The sequence below is a fragment of the Streptomyces kunmingensis genome, assembly GCF_039533535.1.
Classification (GTDB): Bacteria; Actinomycetota; Actinomycetes; order Streptomycetales; family Streptomycetaceae; genus Streptomyces; species Streptomyces kunmingensis.
The window spans coordinates 13889-37803 of sequence record NZ_BAAATS010000038.1 but is presented as its reverse complement, the minus strand read 5'-3'; the positions used below and the strand labels follow the sequence as shown (position 1 = coordinate 37803).

Below are 23915 nucleotides of genomic sequence, written 5' to 3'. Positions count from 1 at the left end.
CCCGACCGACGTCTACGTGTTGCCCAAGCACCTGGACGAGAAGGTCGCCCGTCTCCACCTGGACTCGCTCGGTGTGAAGCTGACGACGCTCCGTCCGGAGCAGGCGTCGTACATCGGTGTCGAGGTCGAGGGTCCGTACAAGTCGGACCACTACCGCTACTGAACACCGCTGCCGGGCAGCCTCCGGGGATCCGGCGCCAGGCCTTCGAGTACGGGCACGAGCCGCTCGAAGGCCCTGGCGAGGGCCGCGAGCGCCTCACCGATGCGCCACTGCGCACGGTCGCGCGGCCCGACCGGATTGGAGATGGCGCGCAGCTCCACCACCGGGCAGCCGGCCGCGGCACCGGCCTCGGCGACGCCGAACCCCTCCATCGCCTCGGCGAGGGCGTCCGGGTGGCGGCCCCGCAACTCGGCGGCGCGCAGGGCGCTCCCGGTCACGGTGGACACGGTGAGCACCGCGCCCGTGCGCGCCCCGGTCGCCTCGGCGATCCGGGCCACGAGCGCCGCGTCCGTCCGGTGCGCGACGGTGCCGAAGCCCAGCTCGGTGACCGGCACGAAGCCGTCGGCGGTCTCCGCGCCCAGGTCCGCCGCGACGAGTTCGTCCGCCACGACGAGCGAACCGACCGGCGCCATCGGCAGGAAGCCGCCGCCGATCCCCGCACTGACGGCCAGGTCGTACCCGGATCCGGCGAGCGCTGCGGCCGTCGCCGCGGCGGCGGCCGCGGGGCCCACCCCGGCGGCCAGCAGATCGAACGTGACGGCGCCCGACGTCACCCGGTGCAGCACGTACGAGGCGAGCGGGATCCGCGCGGGCGGGCCGCCGAGGGCGCCCGCCACCGCGTCCCGTTCCGCGGCGACCGCGGTGACGACGAGTATGCGCATCAGGGACGCGGCTCAGCGGGCGTGCGGGCCGATGGCGCCGACGATGGTCATCGTGCGGTAGGCGTCGCCGCGGCGGCGTGACAGCAGCGCGAAGGAGCCCGCGAGCACGACCAGTTCGAGCTGGTCCCAGTCACCGCCGACCGTGATCTCGACGGCCTTGCCGCTGAACCGGGTCACCGAGAAGTCGATCACGTCGGAGCCCCGGACGAGTGCCGCGTGGTAGCGGCCGCGGCGGGGCCGTGAGTACCGCCACTCCACCGGGGCCATGCGCGGGGGCACGAACGCCCCGTGGCCGTCCAGGCGCAGCACCGGTTCGTCGCCGCCGAGCGTGGCCCCGGTCCGCATCGGGCCATGGGCCGCGATCGGTAGCGCCCGGCCGTCCACGGTGATGGTGCCCGTCTGCATGCCGCGGCCGAACTTCAGCGCGGCTGCCGGGGACCTGCCGCCGTCGACGACGAAGGAGTCACCCCGCTTGCGCAGGGTCAGGGAGGTCTTCGCCATGCCTCAGTCCTTCCGGGCGGTGCGGGCGAACCCGGGGATCAGTACCAGGGCCACGACGAGGTGCAGGCACAGCAGCGCGGCCTTGGCCGAGCCGCCCTGGCCGCTGCCGGCCGGTCCGAGCAGGGACAGCACGAACACGGCCGACGCGATCACGGTCCACCGGGTGCGCGCGACCGGGGACCTGCGCTCGAGCAGCGCCACCACGCCCCAGGCGGCGAAGCCCACCAGGAGAGTCACACCGATGACGAGGGGCAGCCCGATGGTCTGGACGTCTCCGCCGGCCGCCTTCGCCTTGAGGTCGATGTCGAGGGCGGAGTGCGCTATGAGCCAGACGACGACGGCCGCCACGGTGGCGGCCAGGGGGTAGACGATCCGTCCGCCGGCGAACTGCCGGGTGGGGGAGGCGGTCGCTGTATTCGACATGCGTCTTCATCCTTACGCCGATGCGCGTGACCCGGCTTGGAGGGGGGCCTTTGCGATGGCTCACGGTACGGGCAACTGCCCACCGTGGAGCGCGAGGTGGATCGGATCTGTAGGGATTCTCTTAGCGGTGCCTTTGCCAGCATGGAGCTGCGCTGCCCTGGGCTGTTGTGGTGGCGGGGCCGAGCAGACCGTTCCCATGCCGGACTTGACGCTGAGGAGACGCACGGGTGGACGCAGGATTCAGACGCGAGATCGAACAGAAGGTCGCAGCCGGCGAACGTCTCAGCCGTGAGGACGGCATCGCACTGTACGAGTGCGACGACCTCGCCTGGCTCGGCGGCCTGGCCAACGAGGTACGCACGCGCAAGAACGGCAACGTCGTTCACTTCAACATCAACCGCCACCTCAACATGACCAACGTGTGCACCGCCTCGTGCGCCTACTGCTCGTTCCAGCGCAAGCCGGGCGAGAAGGACGCGTACACGATGCGCATCGAGGAGGCCGTGAAGCTGGCCAAGGCGATGGAGTCGGAGCAGCTGACCGAGCTGCACCTGGTCAACGGGCTGCACCCGACTCTGCCCTGGCGCTACTACCCGCGCTCGATCCGGGCGCTGAAGGAGACGCTGCCGCCCACGGTGTCCGTCAAGGCGTTCACCGCCACGGAGATCCATCACTTCGAGTCGATCTCCGGGCTCTCGGCGAGCGACATCCTCGACGAGCTGATCGACGCGGGCCTGGAGTCCCTGACCGGCGGCGGCGCCGAGATCTTCGACTGGGAGATCCGCCAGCAGATCGTCGACCACAGGACCCACTGGGAGGACTGGTCGCGCATCCACCGCCTGGCGCACGAGAAGGGCATCAAGACGCCCTGCACGATGCTGTACGGGCACATCGAGGAGCCGCGTCACCGCGTCGACCACGTGCTGCGCCTGCGTGAACTGCAGGACGAGACCGGCGGGTTCCAGGTCTTCATCCCGCTGCGCTACCAGCACGACTTCCACGACTCCATGGACGGCAAGGAACGCAACCGCCTCATGGCCAGGACGAAGATGGCCACACCGGCGGAGTCCCTGAAGACGTTCGCGGTCTCGCGGCTGCTCTTCGACAACGTGCCGCACGTGAAGGTCTTCTGGGTGATGCACGGCCTCAACACCGCGGCGCTCGCGCTCAACCACGGCGCCGACGACATCGACGGCTCCGTCGTCGAGTACAAGATCACGCATGACGCGGACGACTACGGAACGCCGGACAAGATGTCCCGCGAGGGCCTGCTCGACCTGATCCGCGACGCCGGCTTCCAGCCCGTGGAGCGCAACACGCTCTACGAGATCGTCCGCGAATACGAGGGCCCGGATCCGCAGCTCCGGGAGACTCCCCAGCCCATGCGGGTCTGACCCATGAACGTAATTCCGACAAGTATCGGCAGGTGTGTGCGTTGACCGGACAGGACGAGACCCTCGAGGTCTGGATCGACCAGGATCTGTGCACGGGGGACGGGATCTGCAGCCAGTACGCGCCCGACGTCTTCGAGCTGGACATCGACGGCCTGGCCTACGTCAGGACCACGGACGGCGAACTGTTGCAGGAGGCGGGGGCCACGGTCCTGGTACCGACCATCGCCCTGCGCGACGTCACCGACTCCGTGAAGGAGTGCCCGGGGGAGTGCATCCACGTGCGCCGGACGAGCGACGGCGTCGAGGTCCTCGGACCGGATGCGGCGGACGCCTGATGACGGCGGTCACCGACGCGCCCGCCCTCGCGGCCCGGGCCGCCGACGCAGGCCGCCCGCGCGTCGGCCACATCGACTTCCTCAACTGCCTTCCGCTGTACTGGGGCCTTGCCCGCACCGGCAGCCTTCTCGACCTGGATCTGCGCCGGGACTCGCCGGAGCGGCTGAGCGACGCCCTGGTCGCGGGCGAGCTGGACATCAGCGCGATCAGCGTCATGGAATACCTGCGCCACGCCGAGGACCTGGTGGTCCTCCCCGACATCGCGGTCGGCGCGGACGGGCCCGTGATGTCCTGCCTGCTGCTCAGCAAAGTGCCGCTGGACCAGCTCGACGGAGTCCCGCTGGCCTGCACCACCACCAGCCGCACGACCGTGCGCCTGGCCGAGCTGCTGCTCAGCGAGAAGATCGGCGTGCGGCCCGAGTACTTCAGCTGCCCGCCGGATCTGCCCACCATGATGGCGGGTGCACCGGCGGCCGTGGTGATCGGCGACGCCGCGCTGCGCGCCTCGCTCCTGCAGGCCGACACCTTCGGGTTCCAGGTGTACGACCTGGCCGAGATGTGGCGGGAGTGGACCGGGCTGCCGTTCGTCTTCGCGGTGTTCGCCGCCCGGCGCGAGTTCGTCGCCGAGCACGCCGCACTGGTCCGTGAGGTGCACGCCGGTTTCCTCGCCTCGCGCGCGCTCTTCCTCGACGAGATCGACGTGGTGTGCCACAAGGCCGCCCGCTGGGCGGAGTTCGACGCCGACACCCTCAAGCGCTACTACCTCTCCGCGCTCGACTTCGACCTGGGCGACCGGCAACTCGCCGGCCTGCGCGAATTCGCCCGCCGCGTCGGCGGAAGCGCCGCCGGCTTCCCGGCGGACCCGGGCATCCACCTGCTGGACACCGAGCGCGCCGGGTAACGCCGCGCACCTCGAACCATCCGCAAACAGAAAGGTGGCCCGATGGCCATCCCGACCAGTCATCTCACTGCTGCTCTGGACCGCGCCGCCACCGGAGGCCGCCTCACGCCCGACGAGGCACTGGAGCTCTATCGGCACGCACCGCTGCACGCCCTCGGCCAGGCCGCCGACGCGGTACGCCGCCGCCGGTACGCCGGCCGGGAGAACCTGGCGACGTACATCATCGAGCGGAACATCAACTACACCAACGTCTGTGTGACGGCGTGCAAGTTCTGCGCGTTCTACGCCCCGCCCAAGGACACGGAGCGTGGCTGGACCCGGGATCTCGAGGACATCCTCCGCCGCTGCGCGGAGACCGTGGAACTCGGCGGCACCCAGATCATGTTCCAGGGCGGGCACCACCCGGAGTACGGCGTCGAGTACTACGAGAGCATGTTCTCCGCCATCAAGGAGCGCTTCCCCCAGCTGGTGATCCACTCGCTCGGCGCCTCCGAGGTCGCGCACATGGCGAAGGTCTCGGGTGTCCCCGTCGAGGAGGCGATCACCCGCATCCGCGACGCCGGACTCGACTCGTTCGCCGGGGCGGGCGCCGAACTGCTGCCCGCCCGCCCGCGCACCGCCATCGCCCCGCTCAAGGAGTCCGGCGAGCGCTGGCTGGAGATCATGGAGACCGCGCACGGGCTCGGTCTGGAGTCCACCACCACGATGCTCATGGGCACCGGCGAGACCAACGCCGAGCGCATCGAGCACCTGCGCATGATCCGCGACGTGCAGGACCGCACCGGCGGGTTCCGCGCCTTCATCCCGTACACGTACCAGCCGGAGAACAACAAGCTGCGCGGACGGACGCAGGCGACCTCGCTGGAGTACCTGCGGATGATCGCCGTCGCCCGGCTCTTCCTCGACAACGTGGCGCACATCCAGGGTTCGTGGCTCACCACGGGCAAGGAGATCGGCCAGCTGACCCTGCACTACGGCGCCGACGACCTCGGCTCGGTGATGCTGGAGGAGAACGTCGTCTCCTCGGCCGGGGCCAAGCACCGCTCGAACCTGCCCGAACTGCTCGAACTGATCCGCGGCGCCGACCGCACACCCGCGCAGCGCAGCACCACGTACGAGATCCTGCGTGTGCACGACGACCCGGCGGCCGACCCGGCCGACGAGAGGGTCGTCTCGCACATCTCCTCGGTCGTGGACGCCGGCGACGGCGTCCGCCGCCGCGCACTCAAGGTCCTGCCGGTCAGCTGAGGGGACAGGTCGACGTGAAGGTATTTGTCACAGGCGGAGCGGGCTTCATCGGCTCGCAGTACGTGCGGGCGATGCTCGCCGGTGAGTACGCCGGGTACGAGGACGCCGAGATCACGGTGTTCGACCTGCTCACCTACGCGGGCAACACGGCGAACCTGCCGCTCGGGCACGAGCGGCTGACCTTCGTCCAGGGCGACATCCGCGACGCGGACGCCCTGGCCCGGGTGCTGCCCGGGCACGACGTGGTGGTGCACTTCGCGGCGGAGTCGCACGTGGACCGGTCGGTGACCGGGGCCGTGCCGTTCGCCTCGACGAACGTGGTCGGCACCCAGCAGCTGCTCGACAGCTGCGCACGGTACGACGTGGCGACCATTCTGTGCGTCTCCACCGACGAGGTGTACGGCTCCATCGAGCTGGGCTCCTGGGACGAGTTCGAGCCGTTGCAGCCCAACTCGCCCTACGCGGCGTCCAAGGCGGGCAGCGACCTGGCCGCGCTGGCCTTCCGGCGCACCCACGGTCTCGACATCCGGCTCACCCGCTGCTCCAACAACTACGGCCCGCACCAGAACGCCGAGAAGCTCATCCCGCTGTTCATCACCAACCTGCTGCGCGGCAGACCCGTGCCGCTCTACGGTGACGGCCGCAACGTCCGAGAGTGGCTGCACGTCGCCGACCACTGCGCGGCCCTGCAACTGGTGCTCACCGACGGAAAGCCCGGCGAGGTCTACAACATCGGCAGCGGGGTCGAGGTGACCAACGCCTCGATCGCACAGCACCTGGTCGAACTCTGCGGCGCCGACGCGTCAGCGATCCACCACGTCGCCGACCGGAAAGGCCACGACCTGCGCTACTCGCTCGACTTCAGCAAGATCACGAAGTTGGGCTTCACGCCGTCGATCGAGTTCCCCGACGGCCTGGAGACCACGGTGGCCTGGTACCGCGACCATCCCGACTGGTGGCCGGCCTAGCGACAGCCCACGGACCGAAAGCGGCCGCGGTGGTCACCGGAGTGGATGCTCCGATGACCACCGCGGCCGTCCTCTGTGCGTCAGGCGGAGGCGGACCCGTCCCATGTGACGGGGAGTTCGTGCACGCCGTAGTGGAGCATGTCCGTGCGCAGCGGAACCCGCTCGGCCGCCGTGGCCAGGCGCAGACCGGGAAAACGCTCGAACAGCATCGGCAGGGCGATGCGCAGGGTGCTGCGCGCCAGGTGCTGGCCGAGACACTGGTGCTCGCCGTGACCGAAGGCCACATGGCCCTGTGCGGAGGCGGTGATGTCCAGACGGTCCGGGGCGGCGAAGTGCGCGGGGTCCCGGTTGGCGGCGGGCAGCGCCACGACGACCGTGTCACCGGCCCTGATGCGGGCGCCGTTCAGCTCGACGTCCGTGAGGGCGGCGCGGCTCGCCCCGAGGTGGGAGACGGTGAGGTAGCGCAGCAGCTCCTCCACCGCGCTGTCGGCGAGTTCGGGGCGTGCCCGCAAGAGGGCCAGCTGCTCGGGATGCGCGAGGAGCGCGAACGTGCCCAGGGCGAGCATGTTGGCCGTCGTGTCGAAGCCGCCGCCGAGCAGGGCCCAGGCGAGGTTCACGACTTCCTCGTCGGTGAGTTCCGGGTCGCGGGCGAGGTCACCGAGCAGATCCGTGCCGGGCTCGGCGCGTTTGGCGGCGACCAGCTCCCGCAGAGCCTCCGCGACGACCGTGCAGGCGGATATCAGCTCCTCGACCTCGTACGTCATCCGGGCCATCAGGGCCAGCGGGCCCTCGATGCGTGCGCGCACCGCGTCGGGCACGCCGAGCATCGCGCACATGACCCGGACCGGCAGCGGCTCCGCGAACACGGACACCAGGTCCACCGGCCCCTCGTGGCGGGCCATCGCGTCCAGGTGCTCCCGCGTCAGCTCGGTGATCATCGGGGTCAGCGCGGCGATCGCCCGCATCGTGAACCGGCGGGTCAGCAGCCGCCGGTAGCGCGAGTGGTCCGGCTGGTCCATCTTGATGAAGGCGCCGGGAGCGGCGGGCGGCGGGGCATAGCCGGCCATCGCGAACGGCGGGGGGATGGGCAGGCCGATCAGCTCGTTGCGGTGGCTGAAGCGCCGGTCGCTCAGTACGGCGCGCGCGTCGGCGAGCCCGGTGACCAGCCAGCCGTCCCCGTCCCCCGGCCCGACGGTCAGCTTCAGCGGCGCCACCGGACAGCCGGCGCGCAGCCGCGCGTACTCGGCGGGAGGGTCGAAGGGGCAGGTGCGGGCGGTGGGCAGGGTCACCGGTTCGGTCCGTGCCGTGTCGGCCGTCTCGGCCATCCGGGTCATCTCGCTTCCAGGGACGGGGCATGCAGCCGTTGTTCGATCGCGTCCGCGGCACGGGCCGCCCCGCCGGCCGACCGCACGTGCCCGCTCATCTCCCGTACGCGCTCGCGCAGGGCGGTGTCGCCCGCGACCGCCTGCACGGCGTCGCGCAGGCGCTGCGCGGTGGCGTCCTCGCGCCGCACCACCCGCGCGAGGCCGAGATCGGTCAGCCGCCGTGCGTTGACGTGCTGTTCGGGATGGTGCGGTACGACGACCATGGGCACCGCGGCCCGCAGGGACTCCATGATGCTGCCCATGCCGGACTGGCAGAGCAGCACCGAGGTGTGCGCCAGGACCTCGGGCAGCGGCACCCAGGGGTGCGCCTCCACGTGGGGCGGCAGTTCCCCGAGCTCCTCGGGCCGTACCCGCTTGCCGAGCGCGAGCACGATGTGCCACGGCAGACCGGCGAAGGCCTCGACGCACTGGCGGAAGAACTCGGGACGGTTGTTCACGGTGGTGCCGAGCGAGACGAGCAGTACCGGCCTGCCGTCCGCCGGCGGCCGCCATGCGGTACCGGCGGACGCCGCGGCGGGCACCGGCGTCGTCGGTCCGACGAAGACATGGCGCTCGTCGAAGGTCCCCCCGGCGAACTGGAACTCCTTCGGCACGAAGGCGACCGTGAACTCCTCGTGCCCGTAGAACAGTTCGGCCTGCCGGTCGGGGGCCAGGCCGCTGCCGGTCACGATCTCCTTGAGCCGCTCCCCGAACGCGACGATCGCCGGATGCGCCGGGTCGATCTCCCCGGCGAACTCCGTGTGCTGATCGGAGAGGTTGAAGTGCTCGTTCGAGATGAACGTGGGGGACAGCTGCACGCTCGGCCGCCCCCAGCGCGCGGCCAGCAGCCGCCCGGTCAGCCACAGCGTCGTGTCGTACGCGACGGCGTCGGGCGGCCCGTCCGCGAAGCACGCCTCGACCGCCGGCAGCACGGCGGTGCTCGCCTCCAGCAGCTTCAGCGGGGCCCGCGCGCATTCGTCGGCGTCGATGACGTCCGGCGGAGGGTCGGAGGACAGCGGGGGATCGTAGAGGCAGGGCCGTGCCCCGGTGGCGAGGACACGGTCGGTGAACTCCTCCGTGGTGAAGCACGTCACCCGGTGTCCGCGCTCGACGAGTTCGGCGACGACCGGCAGCACCGGCACCATGTGCCCGTACGCCGGATAGGGCAGGAAGGCGAGGTGCCGGTGCGGGCCGGTGCGGTCGGCCGCGGTCATGACGCGGCCAGCCGGGCCTCGATCGTGTCGGCGGCCAGCGCGGGCCCGCGCCGGGCCGCGATGCTCGCGGACAGCTCCTTCACCCGCGCCCGGGTCTCCTGGTCCTCGGCGAGACCGAGGACCGCGCCGCGCAGCACCTCGGCGTTCAGCGCGTCCGGCTCGATGGCCCGGCCGAGGCCGAGTTCGGCCACCCGGGCGGCGACCAGGTCCTGTTCACCCGTGCGCGGCACCACCACGGGCGGCACCCCGTAGGAGAGCGACTCCATGGTGCTGCCCATGCCGGCGTGCGAGACGAAGGCCGAGGCGTGGGCGAGGACCGACAACTGCGGTACCCAGGGCGCGACTTCCACATGCGGCGGGAGCGGCCCGAGGTCTTCCGGGGTGACGAGACCGCCGAGCGACATCACGACGTGCCAGGGCAGGTCGGCGAGGGCGGCCAGCGCGTCGCGGTAGAAGGCCGCCTGGTTCTCGTACCCGAAACTGCCGAGCGCGACGAGCACCACCGGGCGGCCGTCGTCGGGCCGCTTCCACTGCCCTTGCAGCGCCCGGTCGCCGATGCACGGTCCGACGAAGACGTGCCGTTCGTCGAACGTCTCGGTGCCCGGCTGGAACTCGGGCGCCACGAAGGCGATGGTGCGTTCCTCGGCGGCGCCGGTGAACTCCTCGTTCGAGAGGTCGCCGAGCCCGTGCGCGTCCAGGGTGGAGCGCAGCAGTTCCCGGTGCCGGGCCAGGGCCGGGTGGCCGGGGTCGGGCGGGGACATGGTGGCGGCGAGTTCGGCGTACGGGTTGCACGTCTCGCTGACGACGAACGTGGTCGCGGTCAGCACCGTGGGCAGCTGCCACTTGCGGGCGAGGAGCCGGCCGCTCGCGTACCCGAACGCGTCGTAGACCATGAGGTCCGGACGGTCCTCGCCGAGCCGCTTGTCCGCCGCGTCGAGCGGTGCGAATGCCTCGGCGAGGTGGTTCACCGCCGCCTCGGCCATGTCGTCGCCGGTGATCTTAGACGGGATGGCCACCGTGTTCCACGACTTGGGCACCACGGACTCGTACGGGAGCACGTCGGCGCCGGTCGCGGCGACGACGTCGGCGAACTGTTCGGCGACGACGTACGTGACCCGGTTGCCGCGGCGCACCAGTTCGGCGACGACCGGCAGCGTGGGGTTCACATGGCCGTGCGCCGCGTAGTTGAAGAACGCGATGTGCCGGCCGCTCATCGAAGGACCGCCTTCTGCCGGTGGTCCTGCTGCCTCTCGTCCTTCCTGGCGATGTCCATGACGTACTCGCCATAGCCGGACTTGGGCAGCCGCGCACCGCGCCGGAAGCAGGACTCGGCGTCGATGAAGCCGCGGCGCAGGGCGATCTCCTCGATGCAGGCGATCCGCACGCCCTGCCGCCGCTCGAGGACCTGGACGTACTGGCCCGCGTCGAGCAGCGAGTCGTGTGTGCCGGTGTCCAGCCAGGCGAAGCCCCGGCCGAGGTCGATCACCTGGGCCTTGCCCTGCCGCTGGTAGGCCCGGATGACATCGGTGATCTCCAGCTCGCCGCGGGCCGAAGGGGCGAGGTTCTTGGCGATGTCCACCACCTCGTTGTCGAAGAGGTACAGGCCCGTGATGGCGCGGTCGGTGCGCGGATGGGCGGGCTTCTCCTCGATGGCGGTGAGCCGGCCCCGGTCGTCGACCTCGCCGACGCCGTAGCGTTCCGGGTCGCTGACGTGGTAGCCGAACAGGACGCAGCCGTCCAGGTCACGGCGGCTGTCGCGCAGGCAGTCGGACATCCCCGGCCCGTAGAAGATGTTGTCGCCGAGGATCAGTGCCACCGAGTCGTCGCCGATGAAGTCCGCGCCGATGATGAACGCCTCGGGCAGGCCGTTGGGCTCCGCCTGGACCGCGTAGGTGAGGCGCAGCCCCAGCTCGGAACCGTCCCCGAGCAGACGCTGGAACAGCGGCTGGTCCTCGGCCGTCGAGATGATGAGGATGTCCCGGATGTCCGCGAGCATGAGCACGGACAGCGGGTAGTAGATCATGGGCTTGTCGTAGACGGGGAGCAGCTGCTTGGAGACGGCGAACGTCACGGGGTGCAGCCGCGTTCCGGCGCCCCCGGCGAGAATGATGCCCTTCATGGATGAGTCACTTCCTCAGGTGGTGCGTTGAAGGTGAGTGGACGTCCGGAGCGGCGCATCAGGGCCTCGACGACATCGGCACCGCGCGGGGCGCCGCCGGCCTCGTGCACCCGCCGGCGCATCTCGGTCACGGCGTCCGCGATCCGTGGGCTGGTGACGACCTCGTCGACCGCCCGGCGCAGTTCCTCGGCGCCGCTGGATCCGCGCAGCAGGACCCGTCCCAGATCGAGGTCGGCCGCCTGTCCGGCGATGACCCGCTGATCGATGTGGTAGGGCACGAGCACCATGGGGACGCCGTGGAACAGCGACTCCATGACACTGCCCATGCCGGCGTGCGTGATGAACGCGGCGGCGTGCCGCAGGACTTCGGGATGCCGCAGCCATTGATGGGCCTCCACGTTGCCGGGCAGCGGGCCCAGCTCCTCGGCGCTGACGCGGTGGCCGAGGGTCACCACCACGTGCCACGGTGAGTCGGCCAGGGCCTGGACGCACCCGCGCAGGAAGGCGGCCTGGTCGGGGGTGTACGAGCTGCCCAGGGAGAGCAGGACGACCCGGCGGCCGGGCGGTGGCTGCCAGCCGCCGCCGTCCGGTGCGTCGTCCAGGCAGGGGCCGATGAAGGAGAACCGGTCGTCGAAGGTCTCCGCGGCCGGCTGGAACGCCTTGGGCAGGAACACGACGTTGTCGCCGTGCTCCGCGCCGAAGCCGTCGACCGGGGAGCCGTCCAGTCCGTGTGCGGTGAGCAGCCGCTCCTTACGGGCGACGAACGCGGTGATCGCCGGATCGGCCGGGTCGACCGGTTCCGGCGGCGGCCCGGAGACCTCCAGGCTCTGGCGCTCGGACATCGAGAAACCGGGGCTGGAGGCGATGGTCGGGCAGAGTTGGAGGAGCGGGATGTCCCAGGCGCGGGCCAGCAGCCGCGCCGTCTCGGATGCCGCCAGGTCATGGGCGAGGAGATCCGGACGGTCACCGTCGAAGCGGGCCAGCGCCGTCTCCAGGGGGGCGATCGCCTCCTCGAAGAACGCGAGGATGTTCTCCACCGCCGTTCCCGAAGGTCCGCTCGCCCAGGGGAAGTCCGAGGGGTACACGGCGGCCTCGGCGCCGCTGGAGCGCACCAGGTCGGCGAAGCGCTCCGTGACGAAGCAGGTGACTCGGTGCCCACGCCGTACCAGTTCGGCCAGCATGGGCACGGCAGGTGCGATGTGCGCGTACGCGGGAAAGGTGCAGACGCCGACATGTCCCCGTCGGCCCTGAGCCGGTCGTCGATTCACGGCGTGAGTATGTACACGCCTGCGCGGTGCCATCGAGAGGCCGGGAAGAAGACTAGGGCTCCCGCTAGACCATGTTGACCAAGCTGGTTGCCGACGGATTCAGGACAATCGGCCGCTTCACAGGGGAGACACGGTCAACGATGAGAACACATGCAAGTCCGCCCGGGAGTCGCCGCACGCGACGGGCGAAGGGGATGCTCGTCTCGGCCGCGCTGGCGGTCACCGCCATTCTGTCCACGGCCACGGCCTCGGCCGGCAGCCCGTCCGGGGCGAGCGGCACCGAGCCGCTCGACAGAATCGTTCCGCAGCCCGCCGAGGTACGGACCACGCCCGGCGTCGCCTTCGACCTGGACCCGGACGGGGCCCTCTACGCGACCGCCGGCTCCGGTGACGCGAAGGCCGCCGCCGACTTCCTCGCGGGCCTGCTGCGCAAGCCGACCGGGTATGCCCTGCCGGTGCGCGGCCTGTCGGCCTCGGCGAAACCCGCGGGCATCGTGCTGGCGCTCGGCGGCGCCAACTCGGTGACGAAGCCCGAGGGATACCAGTTGCAGGTCACGTCCCGCGCCGTGACCATCTCGGCCGACGACCGGCAGGGCCTGTTCAACGGCGTGGCGACGCTGCGCCAGCTGCTGCCGGTCAAGGCCGACCGGCAGGAGCGGATGCCCGGGCCGTGGCGGATCCGGGGCGGCGTGATCTCCGACGCGCCGCGCTACGCCTACCGGGGCGCTCTCCTGGACGTGGCACGGCACCACCTGCCCGACGCGGACGTGAAGAAGTACATCGACACCATCGCCCGGTACAAGATCAACTACCTGCACATGCACCTCATCGACGACCAGGGCTGGCGGCTGCAGATCAAGTCCTGGCCGGAACTCACCACCATCGGCGGCAGCACCGGCACCGGTGGGATCCTGGGCGGCTTCTACACGCAGGAGCAGTACAAGAGCATCGTCGACTACGCCTACGCTCGCGGGGTCACCGTGATCCCGGAGATCGAGGGCCCCATCCACATGCACTCGGCGCTCGCGTCCTACGCGGAGCTGAACTGCGACGGCAAGGCTCCGGAGCCGTACACCGGCTGGCTGAACAGCGAGGACGGCCGGCTGTGCCTCGACAGCCCGGTCACGTACGAGTTCCTCGACGACGTCATCGGCGAGATCGCGGCCCTCACCCCCGGCCCGTACATCCACATCGGCGGTGACGAGGCGCACGACCTGTCGCAGGCCGAGCTGGACGGCCACTTCGAGAAGGTCGCCAAGCTGGTCGAGAAGCACGGCAAGAAGGTCTTCGGCTGGCAGGAGGCGGCCGGCTCGTTCGACCCGGCGACGACGATGACCGAGTTCTGGACCACCGGCATCAACGACGAGCAGGTGATCGCCGCGGGCAAGGCCGGCGGCAAGGTCGTCATGGCGCCGGCGACCAACGCCTACGTCGACATGAAGTACACGGAGAGCTACCCCGAGTACCCCGTCGGCAACGCCTGGGCGGGCACGACGACGGTCGCCGACTCCTACGACTGGAAGCCGGAGGAGCAGCTCGCGGGGCTGCCCGCGAACTCGATCGCCGGCGTCGAGGCGGCGCTCTTCACGGAGACGGTGTTCGGCATCAACCAGGCGGAGAACCTGGCGTTCCCGAGGATGCTGTCCATCGCCGAGATCGGCTGGGCGAAGGCGTCCACGCACGACTGGGACACCTTCAAGCCGCGCCTCGCCGCGCAGGGGCCCCGACTGCGCGAGTCGCGGGTGAACTACTATCCGTCGCCCGACGTGCCCTGGCCGCTGGGCAGCTGAGCAGAACCGAGCGGCACAGCACTCGGGCCCGGCGGGGGAGCGCCGGGCCCGAGTGCTGTGCGGCAGGATCAGTCGCGGGTGGCGTGCACCATGAAGTAGCGGTCCGCTTCATCGGTGAGCGGCGCCCGTTGGGGATCGACCTTGAAGCCGTTGTCGCGCAGGATGGCGCAGACCCGCTCCAACTGGTCGTCGAGATCGGCGACCTCGACGACGGCCCGGCGGATGCGCGGCCACTGGGACGCGTCGATGCCGAGCAGTACGTCGGCCTCGGCGCCCTCCACGTCGACCTTGAGCAGATCGATGTCCCGGTCCGTGGGCAGGAAGGCCGCCAGGCGTTGCACGTCGACGGTCACCTCCTGGGCGTAGTACATCTGGTCGACGAGGGCGCGGTCGACCTTCTGGGCCATCTGGTCCTTGGGCTGCTCCTTGATCTCCGGATACCTGGTGGAGTTCGCCGGGAGCATGGGGAAGAAGGAGAAGGTGACGCCGGACTCCGCGGTGCTGCCGAGGGCCGTCCGGTGCAGGGTGACGTCGCCGAGACCGTGCAGGTCCATGTTCTTGCCGAACAGCTCTATGGAGTCAGGCATCGGCTCGAAGGAGACGACCTCCGCGTCCGGGTACTTGTTCTTGATGTACAGGACGAACATGCCGATGTTTCCGCCGATGTCGAACACGAGCGGACGGTCGGGGAGTTCGACCCCGCTGTAACAGCCCTGCTGGAAGATCTCGTCGTAGATGTACTGCGCTTCGAGGACGCTCTGCGTGTACACCTGCAGGCCGTCGCCCAGTTCGACAAGTTCCGTCACGATCGCCCCTTTGTCGACCCGAAAGGTGAATGACTGAAGGAGGCTATCGGCGCGGGGTGCGGCACCCGGCGCTCAAGTCACCGCCTCTAGTGGAACAACTAACGCGCGTGGTGCGGCAGCCCGAGAGCCGCGCTCCGTACGGCATCCACGACCAGATCGATCGTGTGGTCGGGCAGGTGCGGGCCGATGGGCAGACTCAGCACCTCGTCGGCCAGCCGCTCCGTCCTCGGCAGGCCGCCGGCCGGCTCGAGCCCCTGTCCGGCGTAGGCGGGCGTGCGGTGGACGGCCACCGGATAGTGGATCAGTGTCCCCACGCCGGCCTCCTCCAGCCGCGCGGCCAGCAGCTCCCTGTGCGGGGTGCGCAGGACGTACTGGTGCCAGACGTGCTCGGACCACGGCGCCGACTCCGGGGTGAGAAGTCCCGGCAGGTCCTCGAACGCCTCCGTGTAACGGCGGGCGACGACCCGGCGCCGCTCGTTCCAGGCGTCCAGGTGCGGCAGCTTCGTGGCGAGCACCGCCGCCTGTATCTCGTCGAGCCGGGAGTTGGCTCCCCGCTCCTGGTGCACGTACTTCTCGCGGGACCCGTAGTTGCGCAACAGCCGCAGCCGGGCCGCGAGTTCAGGGTCGTCGGTGACGACGGCGCCGCCGTCGCCGAGGGCGCCCAGGTTCTTGCCGGGGTAGAAGCTGAACGCCACGGCGTGGCCGCTGCCGATCCGTCGGCCGCGGTGGCGGGCTCCGTGTGCCTGCGCCGCGTCCTCGAGCACGGCGAGGCCGTGCCGGTCGGCGAACCGCCGCACGGCGTCCAGGTCGACGGGGTGCCCGTACAGGTGCACCGGCAGCACGGCGCGCGTGCGCGCGGTGACGACCGCCTCCAGCTGCCCGGTGTCGAGGAGGAACGAACCCTCGGCGGGCTCCACGGGAACCGGGCGCGCACCGGTCGCGGAGACCGCGAGCCAGGTGCCGATGAAGGTGTGCGCGGGGACGATCACCTCGTCCCCGGGGCCGACGCCGAGGGCCCTGAGCGCCAGTTCCAGAGCGGCCAGGCCGCTTCCCGTCGCGACACAGTGGGCGTTCTCGCAGTACGCCGCGAAAGCCGCCTCGAAGGCCTCCAGTTCGCGTCCCAGGATGTAGCGGCCGGAGCGCGACACCCGCAGCACGGCCGCGTCGATCTCCTCCTGGACGCCGGTGACCGCGTGCAGTTCGAGCAGGTCGAAGAAGGGAACCTTGGTCACGTCTGCCTCCGGCTGTCGCGCAGGAACTCCTCGTACTCGCGGTAGTAGTCCGCCTCGTCGTAGTGGTGCGACGCCAGCACGAGGCAGACGCCGTCGGGGGAGAAGTCACTGAGGTCCCGCCACACCATCGGGCCGACGTACAGCGCCGTCCCGGGGGTGTCCAGCCGGTGCTCGGCCTGATGGAAACCGTCGTCGAGCCGGAGGGTGAAACCGCCGTGAGCGGCGATGAAGAGCTGTTCCAGCTCGCGGTGCGCGTGTCCGCCCCGCGACGCGCCGTCCGTCACCTCGTGGAGGAAGTAGACGCGCCGGATCGGGAATCCGGCGGTCCACCGTGACTCGGCGATCGATATGCAGCCGCGCTCGTCCCTGTGCTGTTGGAGATCGACGATCCGGCTGGGCTTGACCCTGCCGACCTGCTTCCCGGTGGTGCTCGCTGCCATCGCAGCCACTCCTCGCTCCTGTCCGGCTACTGAACGGCGGTGCCGACGGGGCCGGCACGCCGGGTTGCGGTCACCTCTGGCCCGTGGGCCGCGGCGACCCGTACGACATCGCAGATGATCCCGACGTCCTCGGCGCTGACCTTGGGGCCGGTGGGCAGGGCGAGCAGCTGCCCGCACAGTTCCTCGGCCCAGGGCAGCGCTGCGGTCGACTCGTCGAGGTACGGCCGAAGACGGTGCATGGGCTGGGCGAAATACGGCTGGGCGAGGATGTTCTCCGCGCGCAGCACATCCAGCAGCACATCCCGGTGCAGACCGGTGGCCGGCCCGTCCACGGTGACCATCGCGTAGTGGTGGGTGTTGCGGTGCCGCGCGTCGTACTCCAGCGGCCGCACCCCGGCGACGCCGGCGAGCGCGGACCGGTAGGTCTCGTAGTTGGCGCGGTTGTGGGCGATGGTGTCCTCGAGTGCGTCGAGCGACGTCAGGCCCATCGCGGCCGCGGCCTCGTTCAGTTTGGCGTTGGTGCCCACTTCTTCGACCCGGCCGTCCGGTCCGAAGCCGAAGTTCCTGACGGCCCGCAGCCGTCCGGCCAGGGCGTCGTCGTCGGTGACGATCGCGCCACCCTCGAAGGAGTTGACGACCTTCGTGGCGTGGAAGCTGAACACCTCCGCGTCGCCGAAGCCCCCGATCGGGGTGTCCCCGTGGGTGCAGCCGAGGGCGGGCGCCGCGTCGAAGTACAGCCGCAGCCGGTAGCAGTCGGCGATCTTCTCCAGGCGTCGTACGTCGCAGGCCTGGCCCCACAGGTGGACGCCGATGATGGCCCGGGTCCTGGGTGTGATCAGCGCCTCGACCCGGCCGGGGTCGATCAGCCCGGTCAGCGGGTCGACGTCGCAGACGACCGGCCGAAGACCCCGCCAGGCCACGGCGTGTGCCGTGGCCGGGAAGGTCAGCGCCGGAATGATCACCTCGTCGCCGGGGACGCCCGCGGTGGCCGCGTCACCGACCAGCATCTGCAGCGCCACGGTCGCGTTGCACACGGAGACGCAGTGGCGCACGCCCGCGAGCTCCGCCACGCGCTCCTCGAACTCGTGCACGAGGGGGCCGTTGTTGGACAGCCACTCACCGTCCAGGACCCGGTTCATCCGCTCCAGGAACCGACTGCGGTCACCCTGGTTCGGCCTGCCCACCCGGTGGTTCTCCACGAACGCCGGTGTTCCCCCGAACAGCGCCAGATCCTGTATGCCGTGTTTCATCCGAACGGTCCCCCTCCACGAGCGGTGCGGTCCACTTCAGACCTGTCTCCGGTACGCCCGGATGGAGAGCGGGGCGAAGACGGCCGTCATCACCACGGTCCAGCCGAGCGTCCACCACACCGAGTTGCCGACCGGGCCGCCCGACATCAGCGCGCGCAGCGCGGTGGCCTCCTGCGAGATCGGGTTGATGTCGGCCCACGTCTGGAGCCAGCCGGGCATGGTGTCGGTCTTGACGAACACGTTGCTGCAGAACGTGAGCGGGACCGCCAGCACACCGGAGAACATGTGCACGGTGGTGGCCGACCTGGCGGCCAGGCCGACCAGCATCGACAGCCAGGCGAGCCCCGCGGCGAACAGCGCGACCAGCAGCATGCCGCCCAGCGCGGACCAGATCCCGACACGTACCTCGAAGCCCTGCACCGCGCCCACGACCAGCAGCATGAGCAGCCCGGCCGAGACGCGCACCATGGTGCCGATCAGATGGCCTATCAGCGGCGCGATCCGGGCGATGGGCAGGCTGCGCAGCCGGTCGAAGAGACCGTTGCTGATGTCCTGGTGCAGTCCGGTGCCGGTGGCGAGCACGGAAGTGACCGACGACTGCACGAGCAGGCCCGGCAGCGCGTACTGCAGATACGTCTGGGTGTCCCCGGCGATCGCGCCACCGAAGACGTACACCAGCAGCGCGATCACCATCAGGGGCTGGACGACGGCGAAGCCCAGGATCTCGCCCGGGTTCCCCTTGAGGTGCAGCAGGTTGCGTCCGCCCAGGGTCAGGCAGTGCCGGGTCGTCGTCAGCAGATTCAGCCGGGGCATGGGCTGGGGGTGGGCGTACGCGGTCATGAACTGCTCCGTTCCATCCGGTCCGCGAGTTCGCGGTTCTTCCTGCCCTGGGTCCCGGTCAGGGACAGGAACACCTCGTCGAGGCTGGGCTGGCGCAGCGCCAGCTCGGTGACCTCGATCCCGGACTCGTCGAGGCGCCGCAGCACCGCGCTCGGCAGGGCCGAGTCATTGACCTGGATACGCAGCCGGCTGCCGTCCGCGAGGGGCCGGACACCGCTGAGCTCCTCGACGATCCGCAGGGTGGCCTCGAGATCGCCGGCCGCGGCGGGCTGGATCTCCAGCGTCTGCCGGTCGGTCTTCGCCTTCAGCTCCTCGGGGGTGCCGGTCGCGATGGCCGCGCCGCCGTCGATCACCACGATGTCGTCGGCGAGCCGGTCGGCCTCTTCCAGGTACTGCGTGGTCAGCAGGACCGTCGAACCGTTGGTGACCAGACCGCGCACGATGTCCCACAGTTCGTGGCGGCTCTCCGGGTCCAGCCCGGTGGTCGGCTCGTCGAGGTAGAGCACCGCGGGGTCGCCCACCAGACTGACGGCGAGGTCGAGCCTGCGGCGCATGCCGCCCGAGTACGTCTGCGCCTTGCGGTCGGCGGCGTGGCCGAGCCCGAACCGCTCCAGGAGCTCCGCCGTCCGCCGCTTGGCCGCGGGCCGCTTGAAGCCCAGGAGCCGGGCCACCATGGAGATGTTCTGCGCGCCGGTGAGCTGCTCGTCGATGGCCGCGTACTGGCCGGTGAGGCCGATGAGGCGGCGGACCTCGCGCGGGTCGCGGGCGACGTCGAAGCCGCAGACCCGGGCAGTGCCCTCGTCCGGTGGCATCAGGGAGGCCAGGATGCGCACCGCCGTCGTCTTACCGGCCCCGTTCGGGCCGAGGACGCCGAGCACGGTGCCCTGGCGCGCGACGAGGTCGAGGCCGCTGAGCGCGGTGACCTTGCCGAACCGTTTGACGAGGCCCTCGGTCTCGATGGCGTACGTCATCGGACGCCCGCGCTCTGGGCGGCGGCGGGCAGTGCCGTGTGCTTCATGGGTTCTCCAGACGTCGGGAAGGGTTCGTCGAGCCAGCCGTCGATCAACCGCGCGGCCCGGGCCGGACCCCCCGCGGCCAGCATGTCCATCCGCATCCGGGCGGCCCGGCGGCGGATGCGGGGGTCGTTCGCGACGCTCTCCACCGCTGCCCGCAGCCGCTCGGCGGTGACCTCCTCGCCCGGCAGCTCCACTCCCAGGCCGAGTTCGGCGACGCGTCTGCTGTTGACCCGGTCCTCGGGCGTGTAGGTGACGATCACCAGGGGCCGGCCGAAGGAGAGGGATTCGAGGATGGTGCTCATGCCGGAGTGGCAGACCACGGCCGACACATGCGGCAGCACGGTGCTGAACTCCAGCCATTCGTGCAGCTCCACGTGGCCGGCCACCGGTCCGGCGGGCAGATTGCCCGGACCGACCGCCGCCACCACATGCCAGTCGCCGTCCGCGAAAGCGGCACCGCAGGTCTCGAAGAAGTCCGGGCGGTCGTTCACCTCGGTGCCCAGCGTGATCAGGGCCACCGGGCCGTCCCCGGCCGGGCGGGACCACGAACCGACGCGGGGCCGGTCGGCCGGCAGGCTGTGCCCCGTGAAGGTGTACCGCTCGTCGAAGGTCTCGCCGAGCGGCTGCAGCTCCCGCGGCAGGAGCACGAGGTTGCGTTCGTCGAAGTTGGCCATGAACGACCAGACGCCGTCCGGGTCCTCGCCCGCCATGGCGAGCTGCTCCGCCACGAGGGCGATGCACTGCCCCAGGTGTTCGCCGGCCCCGGTGAAGACCTCCTGGGCGAGCGAGTAGTGCTCGTTGGAGGCCACGTACGGGAACAGCTGGGCGGTGGGCCGCCCCCAGTTCCTGGCCGCGGTGCGCGCGGTGAAGAAGCTCTCCAGGTCGTACAGGATCAGATCCGGTACGTCCTCCTCGAACGCCCGCAGCGTGCGCGGCAGGATCTCCTCGACGGACTCCCGCAGGAACGCCAGGCCGAGGGCGCCGATGTCCTCACCGGTGACCGTGCCCGCGCCGAGCCGGCCGCGGCGTGAGGGGTAGCCGACGACCTCGGCCCCGGCCGCCCGCACGGGCGCCGCCAGCCGCTCGTCCAGGACGTAGCTGACCCGGTGGCCGAGGCCGGTCAGCAGACGGCTGAACTCCAGCGTCGGATTCACGTGCCCGTACCCGGGGAACACGAAGATCGCGACGTGCTTCGTCGTCATGGCTTCTCCTGACTCGTCCGCGGACGGGTCATCGCAGGGCCGGCTCGCCGAGCCGGTCGTCGATGACGCGCAGGACGTCGGCCGTGTGGTCGAGCAGATAGAAGTGCCCGCCCGGGTAGGTGTGGAGCTCGAACCCGCCGTCGGTGTGCGTGCCCCAGGCCGCCACCTCCTCGTGGCTCGCCTTGGGGTCGCTGTCACCGGTCAGGGCCGTGATGGGGGCGCGCAGCGGGGGGCCCGGCGTGTACCGGTAGGTCTCCGCGGCGCGGTAGTCGTTGCGGATCGCGGGCAGCACCATCCGCAGCAGTTCCTCGTCGCCGAAGACCCGCTGGTCGGTGCCGCTGAGCGTGCGCAGCTCGCGGACCACACCGTCGTCGTCACGCTCGTGCACCCGCTCGTCGCGCCGCATGGAGGGAGCACGCCGCCCGGAGGCGAACACCCGCAGCGGATAACGCTGTCGACGCTCCAGCCGGGCGGCGACCTCGAAGGCGAGCGTGGCACCCATGCTGTGGCCGAACAGCGCGAAGGGGCGGTCGACACAGGCCGCGACGGCCTCGCTCACCCGGTCGGCCAGCACCCCCAGGTCGTCGATCATGGGTTCGTTGCGCCGGTCCTGACGGCCCGGGTACTGCACGGCCAGCACCTCGACGCGCGGGCTCAGCGCCTGGGCCACCGGACGGTAGAAGGGGGCCGAACCGCCCGCGTGCGGCAGGCAGATCAGCTGGACCGTCGCCTCGGTACTCGGAAAGTAGCGTCGTATCCACACATCGGTGTCGGTCATGCCGGCCTCTCTGATCTCGGGCACGGCCAGCATCTGAGGAAGGCAGGAGCACACGTCCCGACGGCCGCTGGTCTCTACTGAAGTTCGCCGACCGCCCTCCCGGCACGCCCCTGAGCGGGGATCTGAGTGAACACCTAGACCGGCCCGGCCCCTCTGGGACAGCCCCTGCCGCCGTGTTCACCTGGTACGCGACGCCAGGGGCCCCGTCCGGTCACCCGGCCACAAGCAGAGCGCCCACCCACACGAACCGGGGGAGACACCATGCCGCTGACCACCGGGCCCGGCGTGCTGCGTCATGCGGACTCGACCCTGCGGGAGCGGCTGGCGCACTCGGCGCGGCTGACCGACGGGGTCGCCACCAGCACCGAGCAGTTCGAGAAGTGGTTCGCCGAGCGTCGCGCGGCCCAGGTCCACGAGGTCACCCGGATCGCGTTCGCCCAACTGCGGAACTGGTCGTTCGCCGAGGACAGCGGAGACCTGGTGCACGACAGCGGCCGGTTCTTCTCGGTGACCGGCCTGCGCGTGGAGGTCGACGAGGGCCCTGTGCGGCAATGGGCCCAACCCATCATCCTGCAACGGGAGATAGGCCTCCTCGGTATCGCCGTACGCGAGATCGACGGTGTCCTGCACCTGCTGATGCAGGCCAAGACGGAGCCCGGCAACCCCAACGGGGTGCAGCTCTCGCCCACCGTGCAGGCCACCAAGAGCAACTACACGGGAGTGCACCGGGGCCGCAACGTGCCGTACGTGAAGCACTTCGCCGAGGCCGCACCGCACAGCGTGATCGCCGATGTGCTCCAGTCCGAGCACGGCGCCTGGTTCTACCGCAAACGCAACCGCAACATGGTCGTCGAGGTCGGTGCGGACGTCGAGGCGGGCGACGACTTCTGCTGGCTGACGCTCGGTCAGGTGCAGCGGCAGCTGCGGATCGACCACCGGGTGAACATGGACGCCCGTACGGTGCTCTCCTGCCTGCCCGGCGCCGCCACCGATCGGGGCGGCCTGCACACCGACACCGAGATCCTCAGCTGGATCACCTCCAACCAGGCCGTCCACGACGTGGAGTCCACGGTCGTCGGGCTGCGGGACCTGCCCGGCTGGCAGCGGACGGACCGGTCGATCTCGCACGAGAGCGGCCTGTTCTTCAGCGTCCACGCCGTGGACGTCGTCGCCAACAGCAGGGAAGTGGCCGGCTGGACCCAGCCGTTGATCGAACCGCACGGCCTCGGAGTGGCGGCCCTGCTGGTCAAGAGGTTCGACGGCGTACTCCATGTCCTGCTGCGTGCCCGGATCGAGCCCGGCTACCTCGACGCCATCGAGCTCGCACCCACCGTGCAGGGCACCCCCGAGAACCACGCGCATCTGGGGGGCGCCGTCCATGAGCAGCTGCTCGACCTCGAGCGCCGGCTGCGGACCGACCGCGTGCTGTTCGACGCCGAGATGTCGGAGGAGGGCGGCCGCTTCTACCACTCCCGCAGCCGCTACACGATCGTCGAGGTGGGCGAGGACCACCCCGACGAGGAGCCGCCCGGATTCCGCTGGATGACGCTGCCGCAGATCACCTGGCTGCTCCAGCACCGGCACTACCTCAATGTGCAGGCCCGCAGCCTCATCGCCTGTCTGCACGCCTGCGCGGACTGAGCCGTCCGGCATCCGACACCGCACCGTCACTCCCGACGAAGGGGCATCCCATGAGCGCACACACCCAGCGGACCGAGGACGAGCGCACGGTGCTCGTGACCTTGGTCGGTGGCCCGGCCGACTTCCCCCAGGCCCAGCGGACGCAGCGGGTCGACGAGGCCACGGCACGGCAGAAGATCAAGATCAAGTACTACGGCGGATATCAGCACTTCGAGCCCTTCGACGAAACGGACGGGGGCAGCGGCCAGCCGTCGAGGACGTTCCGCTGGACCGGTTTCACCAAGATCGCGGAATAGGCGGGA

General features: G+C 70.6%; 25 protein-coding genes. 9 read left to right on the top strand and 16 right to left on the bottom strand.

What is annotated here, in order from left to right; genetic code table 11:
• Nucleotides 1–163: adenosylhomocysteinase (locus tag ABD366_RS37025; RefSeq protein ID WP_344443259.1), on the top strand; the 163-nt coding region annotated here is incomplete at its 5' end.
• Here the strand turns inward: ABD366_RS37025 and ABD366_RS37020 are convergent.
• The 3 genes from ABD366_RS37020 to ABD366_RS37010 are packed head-to-tail and all read right to left on the bottom strand — an operon-like array spanning nt 157 to nt 1806.
• The gene (locus ABD366_RS37020) at nt 157–882 is read right to left on the bottom strand and encodes a futalosine hydrolase (RefSeq protein ID WP_344443257.1); all 726 of its coding nucleotides are present in this window, start codon (nt 880–882) and stop codon (nt 157–159) included. The genes ABD366_RS37025 and ABD366_RS37020 overlap by 7 nt on opposite strands.
• 12 nt (nt 883–894) lie before the next feature.
• Entirely contained in the window at nt 895–1383 is a 489-nt protein-coding gene (locus tag ABD366_RS37015) for a hypothetical protein (RefSeq protein WP_324766097.1), read from the bottom strand.
• Between the two features lie 3 nt (nt 1384–1386).
• Nucleotides 1387–1806: a DUF6069 family protein gene (locus ABD366_RS37010; RefSeq protein WP_324766096.1), complete on the bottom strand. Its 420-nt coding sequence runs from the start codon at nt 1804–1806 to the stop codon at nt 1387–1389.
• Nucleotides 1807–2033: 227 nt separating this feature from the next.
• Between ABD366_RS37010 and mqnE the strand changes: the two genes are divergently transcribed.
• The 5 genes from mqnE to rfbB are packed head-to-tail and all read left to right on the top strand — an operon-like array spanning nt 2034 to nt 6653.
• Nucleotides 2034–3200, top strand: a complete 1167-nt coding sequence (mqnE, locus tag ABD366_RS37005; protein ID WP_324766095.1) for an aminofutalosine synthase MqnE — start codon at nt 2034–2036, stop codon at nt 3198–3200.
• Nucleotides 3201–3241: 41 nt separating this feature from the next.
• Complete coding sequence (locus tag ABD366_RS37000; protein WP_324766094.1) at nt 3242–3535, top strand: ferredoxin; 294 nt, start codon at nt 3242–3244, stop codon at nt 3533–3535.
• The gene (locus tag ABD366_RS36995; RefSeq protein WP_324766093.1) at nt 3535–4437 is read left to right on the top strand and encodes a menaquinone biosynthetic enzyme MqnA/MqnD family protein; all 903 of its coding nucleotides are present in this window, start codon (nt 3535–3537) and stop codon (nt 4435–4437) included. The genes ABD366_RS37000 and ABD366_RS36995 overlap by 1 nt, the downstream gene beginning before the upstream one ends.
• Nucleotides 4438–4479: 42 nt before the next feature.
• On the top strand, nt 4480–5685 hold the full coding sequence (gene mqnC / locus ABD366_RS36990; RefSeq protein ID WP_324766092.1) for a cyclic dehypoxanthinyl futalosine synthase: 1206 nt from the start codon (nt 4480–4482) through the stop codon (nt 5683–5685).
• A 14-nt stretch (nt 5686–5699) separates the two neighbouring features.
• A complete protein-coding gene (gene rfbB / locus ABD366_RS36985; RefSeq protein WP_324766091.1) occupies nt 5700–6653 on the top strand; it encodes a dTDP-glucose 4,6-dehydratase in 954 nt (317 codons plus the stop codon).
• Nucleotides 6654–6733: 80 nt separating this feature from the next.
• Here rfbB and ABD366_RS36980 read toward each other — a convergent pair whose 3' ends face one another.
• From ABD366_RS36980 to ABD366_RS36960, 5 genes are read right to left on the bottom strand one after another with little or no spacing between them, the layout of a single operon-like run.
• Nucleotides 6734–7987, bottom strand: a complete 1254-nt coding sequence (locus ABD366_RS36980; RefSeq protein WP_324766090.1) for a cytochrome P450 — start codon at nt 7985–7987, stop codon at nt 6734–6736.
• Entirely contained in the window at nt 7984–9231 is a 1248-nt protein-coding gene (locus ABD366_RS36975) for a macrolide family glycosyltransferase (protein ID WP_324766089.1), read from the bottom strand. The genes ABD366_RS36980 and ABD366_RS36975 overlap by 4 nt, the downstream gene beginning before the upstream one ends.
• A complete protein-coding gene (locus ABD366_RS36970; protein WP_324766088.1) occupies nt 9228–10445 on the bottom strand; it encodes a macrolide family glycosyltransferase in 1218 nt (405 codons plus the stop codon). The genes ABD366_RS36975 and ABD366_RS36970 overlap by 4 nt, the downstream gene beginning before the upstream one ends.
• Nucleotides 10442–11350, bottom strand: a complete 909-nt coding sequence (gene rfbA / locus ABD366_RS36965; protein ID WP_324766087.1) for a glucose-1-phosphate thymidylyltransferase RfbA — start codon at nt 11348–11350, stop codon at nt 10442–10444. The genes ABD366_RS36970 and rfbA overlap by 4 nt, the downstream gene beginning before the upstream one ends.
• Nucleotides 11347–12618: a macrolide family glycosyltransferase gene (locus ABD366_RS36960; protein ID WP_324766086.1), complete on the bottom strand. Its 1272-nt coding sequence runs from the start codon at nt 12616–12618 to the stop codon at nt 11347–11349. The genes rfbA and ABD366_RS36960 overlap by 4 nt, the downstream gene beginning before the upstream one ends.
• Nucleotides 12619–12812: 194 nt before the next feature.
• Here ABD366_RS36960 and ABD366_RS36955 point away from each other — a divergent pair, with 194 nt between their 5' ends.
• Nucleotides 12813–14408 carry a beta-N-acetylhexosaminidase gene (locus ABD366_RS36955; protein WP_324766085.1) on the top strand — a complete coding sequence of 532 codons (1596 nt, stop codon included), beginning with the start codon at nt 12813–12815 and terminating at the stop codon, nt 14406–14408.
• A 68-nt stretch (nt 14409–14476) separates the two neighbouring features.
• Here the strand turns inward: ABD366_RS36955 and ABD366_RS36950 are convergent, their stop codons facing one another.
• The 8 genes from ABD366_RS36950 to ABD366_RS36915 all read right to left on the bottom strand — a co-directional run bounded on the left by ABD366_RS36950 (nt 14477) and on the right by ABD366_RS36915 (nt 21972).
• Nucleotides 14477–15214 carry an FkbM family methyltransferase gene (locus tag ABD366_RS36950; protein ID WP_324766084.1) on the bottom strand — a complete coding sequence of 246 codons (738 nt, stop codon included), beginning with the start codon at nt 15212–15214 and terminating at the stop codon, nt 14477–14479.
• Nucleotides 15215–15312: 98 nt separating this feature from the next.
• Nucleotides 15313–16446, bottom strand: a complete 1134-nt coding sequence (locus ABD366_RS36945; protein ID WP_324766083.1) for a DegT/DnrJ/EryC1/StrS family aminotransferase — start codon at nt 16444–16446, stop codon at nt 15313–15315.
• A complete protein-coding gene (locus ABD366_RS36940; protein WP_324766082.1) occupies nt 16443–16886 on the bottom strand; it encodes a sugar 3,4-ketoisomerase in 444 nt (147 codons plus the stop codon). Before ABD366_RS36940 ends, ABD366_RS36945 begins: the two co-directional genes overlap by 4 nt.
• Nucleotides 16887–16912: 26 nt before the next feature.
• Nucleotides 16913–18136, bottom strand: a complete 1224-nt coding sequence (locus tag ABD366_RS36935) for an aminotransferase class I/II-fold pyridoxal phosphate-dependent enzyme (RefSeq protein ID WP_324766081.1) — start codon at nt 18134–18136, stop codon at nt 16913–16915.
• Between the two features lie 36 nt (nt 18137–18172).
• A complete protein-coding gene (locus tag ABD366_RS36930; protein ID WP_324766080.1) occupies nt 18173–18976 on the bottom strand; it encodes an ABC transporter permease in 804 nt (267 codons plus the stop codon).
• Nucleotides 18973–19947 (bottom strand): ATP-binding cassette domain-containing protein, encoded by a 975-nt coding sequence (locus ABD366_RS36925; protein WP_324766079.1) that lies wholly within the window; start codon nt 19945–19947, stop codon nt 18973–18975. Before ABD366_RS36925 ends, ABD366_RS36930 begins: the two co-directional genes overlap by 4 nt.
• On the bottom strand, nt 19944–21194 hold the full coding sequence (locus ABD366_RS36920; RefSeq protein ID WP_324766078.1) for a macrolide family glycosyltransferase: 1251 nt from the start codon (nt 21192–21194) through the stop codon (nt 19944–19946). The genes ABD366_RS36925 and ABD366_RS36920 overlap by 4 nt, the downstream gene beginning before the upstream one ends.
• 28 nt (nt 21195–21222) lie before the next feature.
• Nucleotides 21223–21972 (bottom strand): thioesterase II family protein, encoded by a 750-nt coding sequence (locus ABD366_RS36915; RefSeq protein WP_324766077.1) that lies wholly within the window; start codon nt 21970–21972, stop codon nt 21223–21225.
• Between the two features lie 261 nt (nt 21973–22233).
• Here ABD366_RS36915 and ABD366_RS36910 point away from each other — a divergent pair, with 261 nt between their 5' ends.
• Both ABD366_RS36910 and ABD366_RS36905 read left to right on the top strand, forming a co-directional pair.
• Nucleotides 22234–23613 carry an NDP-hexose 2,3-dehydratase family protein gene (locus ABD366_RS36910; protein ID WP_324766076.1) on the top strand — a complete coding sequence of 460 codons (1380 nt, stop codon included), beginning with the start codon at nt 22234–22236 and terminating at the stop codon, nt 23611–23613.
• A gap of 50 nt (nt 23614–23663) precedes the next feature.
• Nucleotides 23664–23909 carry a DUF5988 family protein gene (locus ABD366_RS36905; RefSeq protein WP_324766075.1) on the top strand — a complete coding sequence of 82 codons (246 nt, stop codon included), beginning with the start codon at nt 23664–23666 and terminating at the stop codon, nt 23907–23909.
• Nucleotides 23910–23915: the final 6 nt, after the last annotated feature.

Excerpts from the sequence above, each read along its gene's own strand:
- ABD366_RS37020 (WP_344443257.1), bottom strand. The coding sequence starts at position 882 with ATGCGCATACTCGTCGTCACCGCGGTCGCCGCGGAACGGGACGCGGTG.
- ABD366_RS37015 (WP_324766097.1), bottom strand. The coding sequence starts at position 1,383 with ATGGCGAAGACCTCCCTGACCCTGCGCAAGCGGGGTGACTCCTTCGTC.
- ABD366_RS37010 (WP_324766096.1), bottom strand. The coding sequence starts at position 1,806 with ATGTCGAATACAGCGACCGCCTCCCCCACCCGGCAGTTCGCCGGCGGA.
- ABD366_RS36995 (WP_324766093.1), top strand. The coding sequence starts at position 3,535 with ATGACGGCGGTCACCGACGCGCCCGCCCTCGCGGCCCGGGCCGCCGAC.
- mqnC (WP_324766092.1), top strand. The coding sequence starts at position 4,480 with ATGGCCATCCCGACCAGTCATCTCACTGCTGCTCTGGACCGCGCCGCC.
- ABD366_RS36980 (WP_324766090.1), bottom strand. The coding sequence starts at position 7,987 with ATGACCCGGATGGCCGAGACGGCCGACACGGCACGGACCGAACCGGTG.
- ABD366_RS36975 (WP_324766089.1), bottom strand. The coding sequence starts at position 9,231 with ATGACCGCGGCCGACCGCACCGGCCCGCACCGGCACCTCGCCTTCCTG.
- ABD366_RS36970 (WP_324766088.1), bottom strand. The coding sequence starts at position 10,445 with ATGAGCGGCCGGCACATCGCGTTCTTCAACTACGCGGCGCACGGCCAT.
- rfbA (WP_324766087.1), bottom strand. The coding sequence starts at position 11,350 with ATGAAGGGCATCATTCTCGCCGGGGGCGCCGGAACGCGGCTGCACCCC.
- ABD366_RS36955 (WP_324766085.1), top strand. The coding sequence starts at position 12,813 with ATGCTCGTCTCGGCCGCGCTGGCGGTCACCGCCATTCTGTCCACGGCC.
- ABD366_RS36940 (WP_324766082.1), bottom strand. The coding sequence starts at position 16,886 with ATGGCAGCGAGCACCACCGGGAAGCAGGTCGGCAGGGTCAAGCCCAGC.
- ABD366_RS36935 (WP_324766081.1), bottom strand. The coding sequence starts at position 18,136 with ATGAAACACGGCATACAGGATCTGGCGCTGTTCGGGGGAACACCGGCG.
- ABD366_RS36930 (WP_324766080.1), bottom strand. The coding sequence starts at position 18,976 with ATGACCGCGTACGCCCACCCCCAGCCCATGCCCCGGCTGAATCTGCTG.
- ABD366_RS36925 (WP_324766079.1), bottom strand. The coding sequence starts at position 19,947 with ATGACGTACGCCATCGAGACCGAGGGCCTCGTCAAACGGTTCGGCAAG.
- ABD366_RS36920 (WP_324766078.1), bottom strand. The coding sequence starts at position 21,194 with ATGACGACGAAGCACGTCGCGATCTTCGTGTTCCCCGGGTACGGGCAC.
- ABD366_RS36915 (WP_324766077.1), bottom strand. The coding sequence starts at position 21,972 with ATGACCGACACCGATGTGTGGATACGACGCTACTTTCCGAGTACCGAG.
- ABD366_RS36910 (WP_324766076.1), top strand. The coding sequence starts at position 22,234 with ATGCCGCTGACCACCGGGCCCGGCGTGCTGCGTCATGCGGACTCGACC.
- ABD366_RS36905 (WP_324766075.1), top strand. The coding sequence starts at position 23,664 with ATGAGCGCACACACCCAGCGGACCGAGGACGAGCGCACGGTGCTCGTG.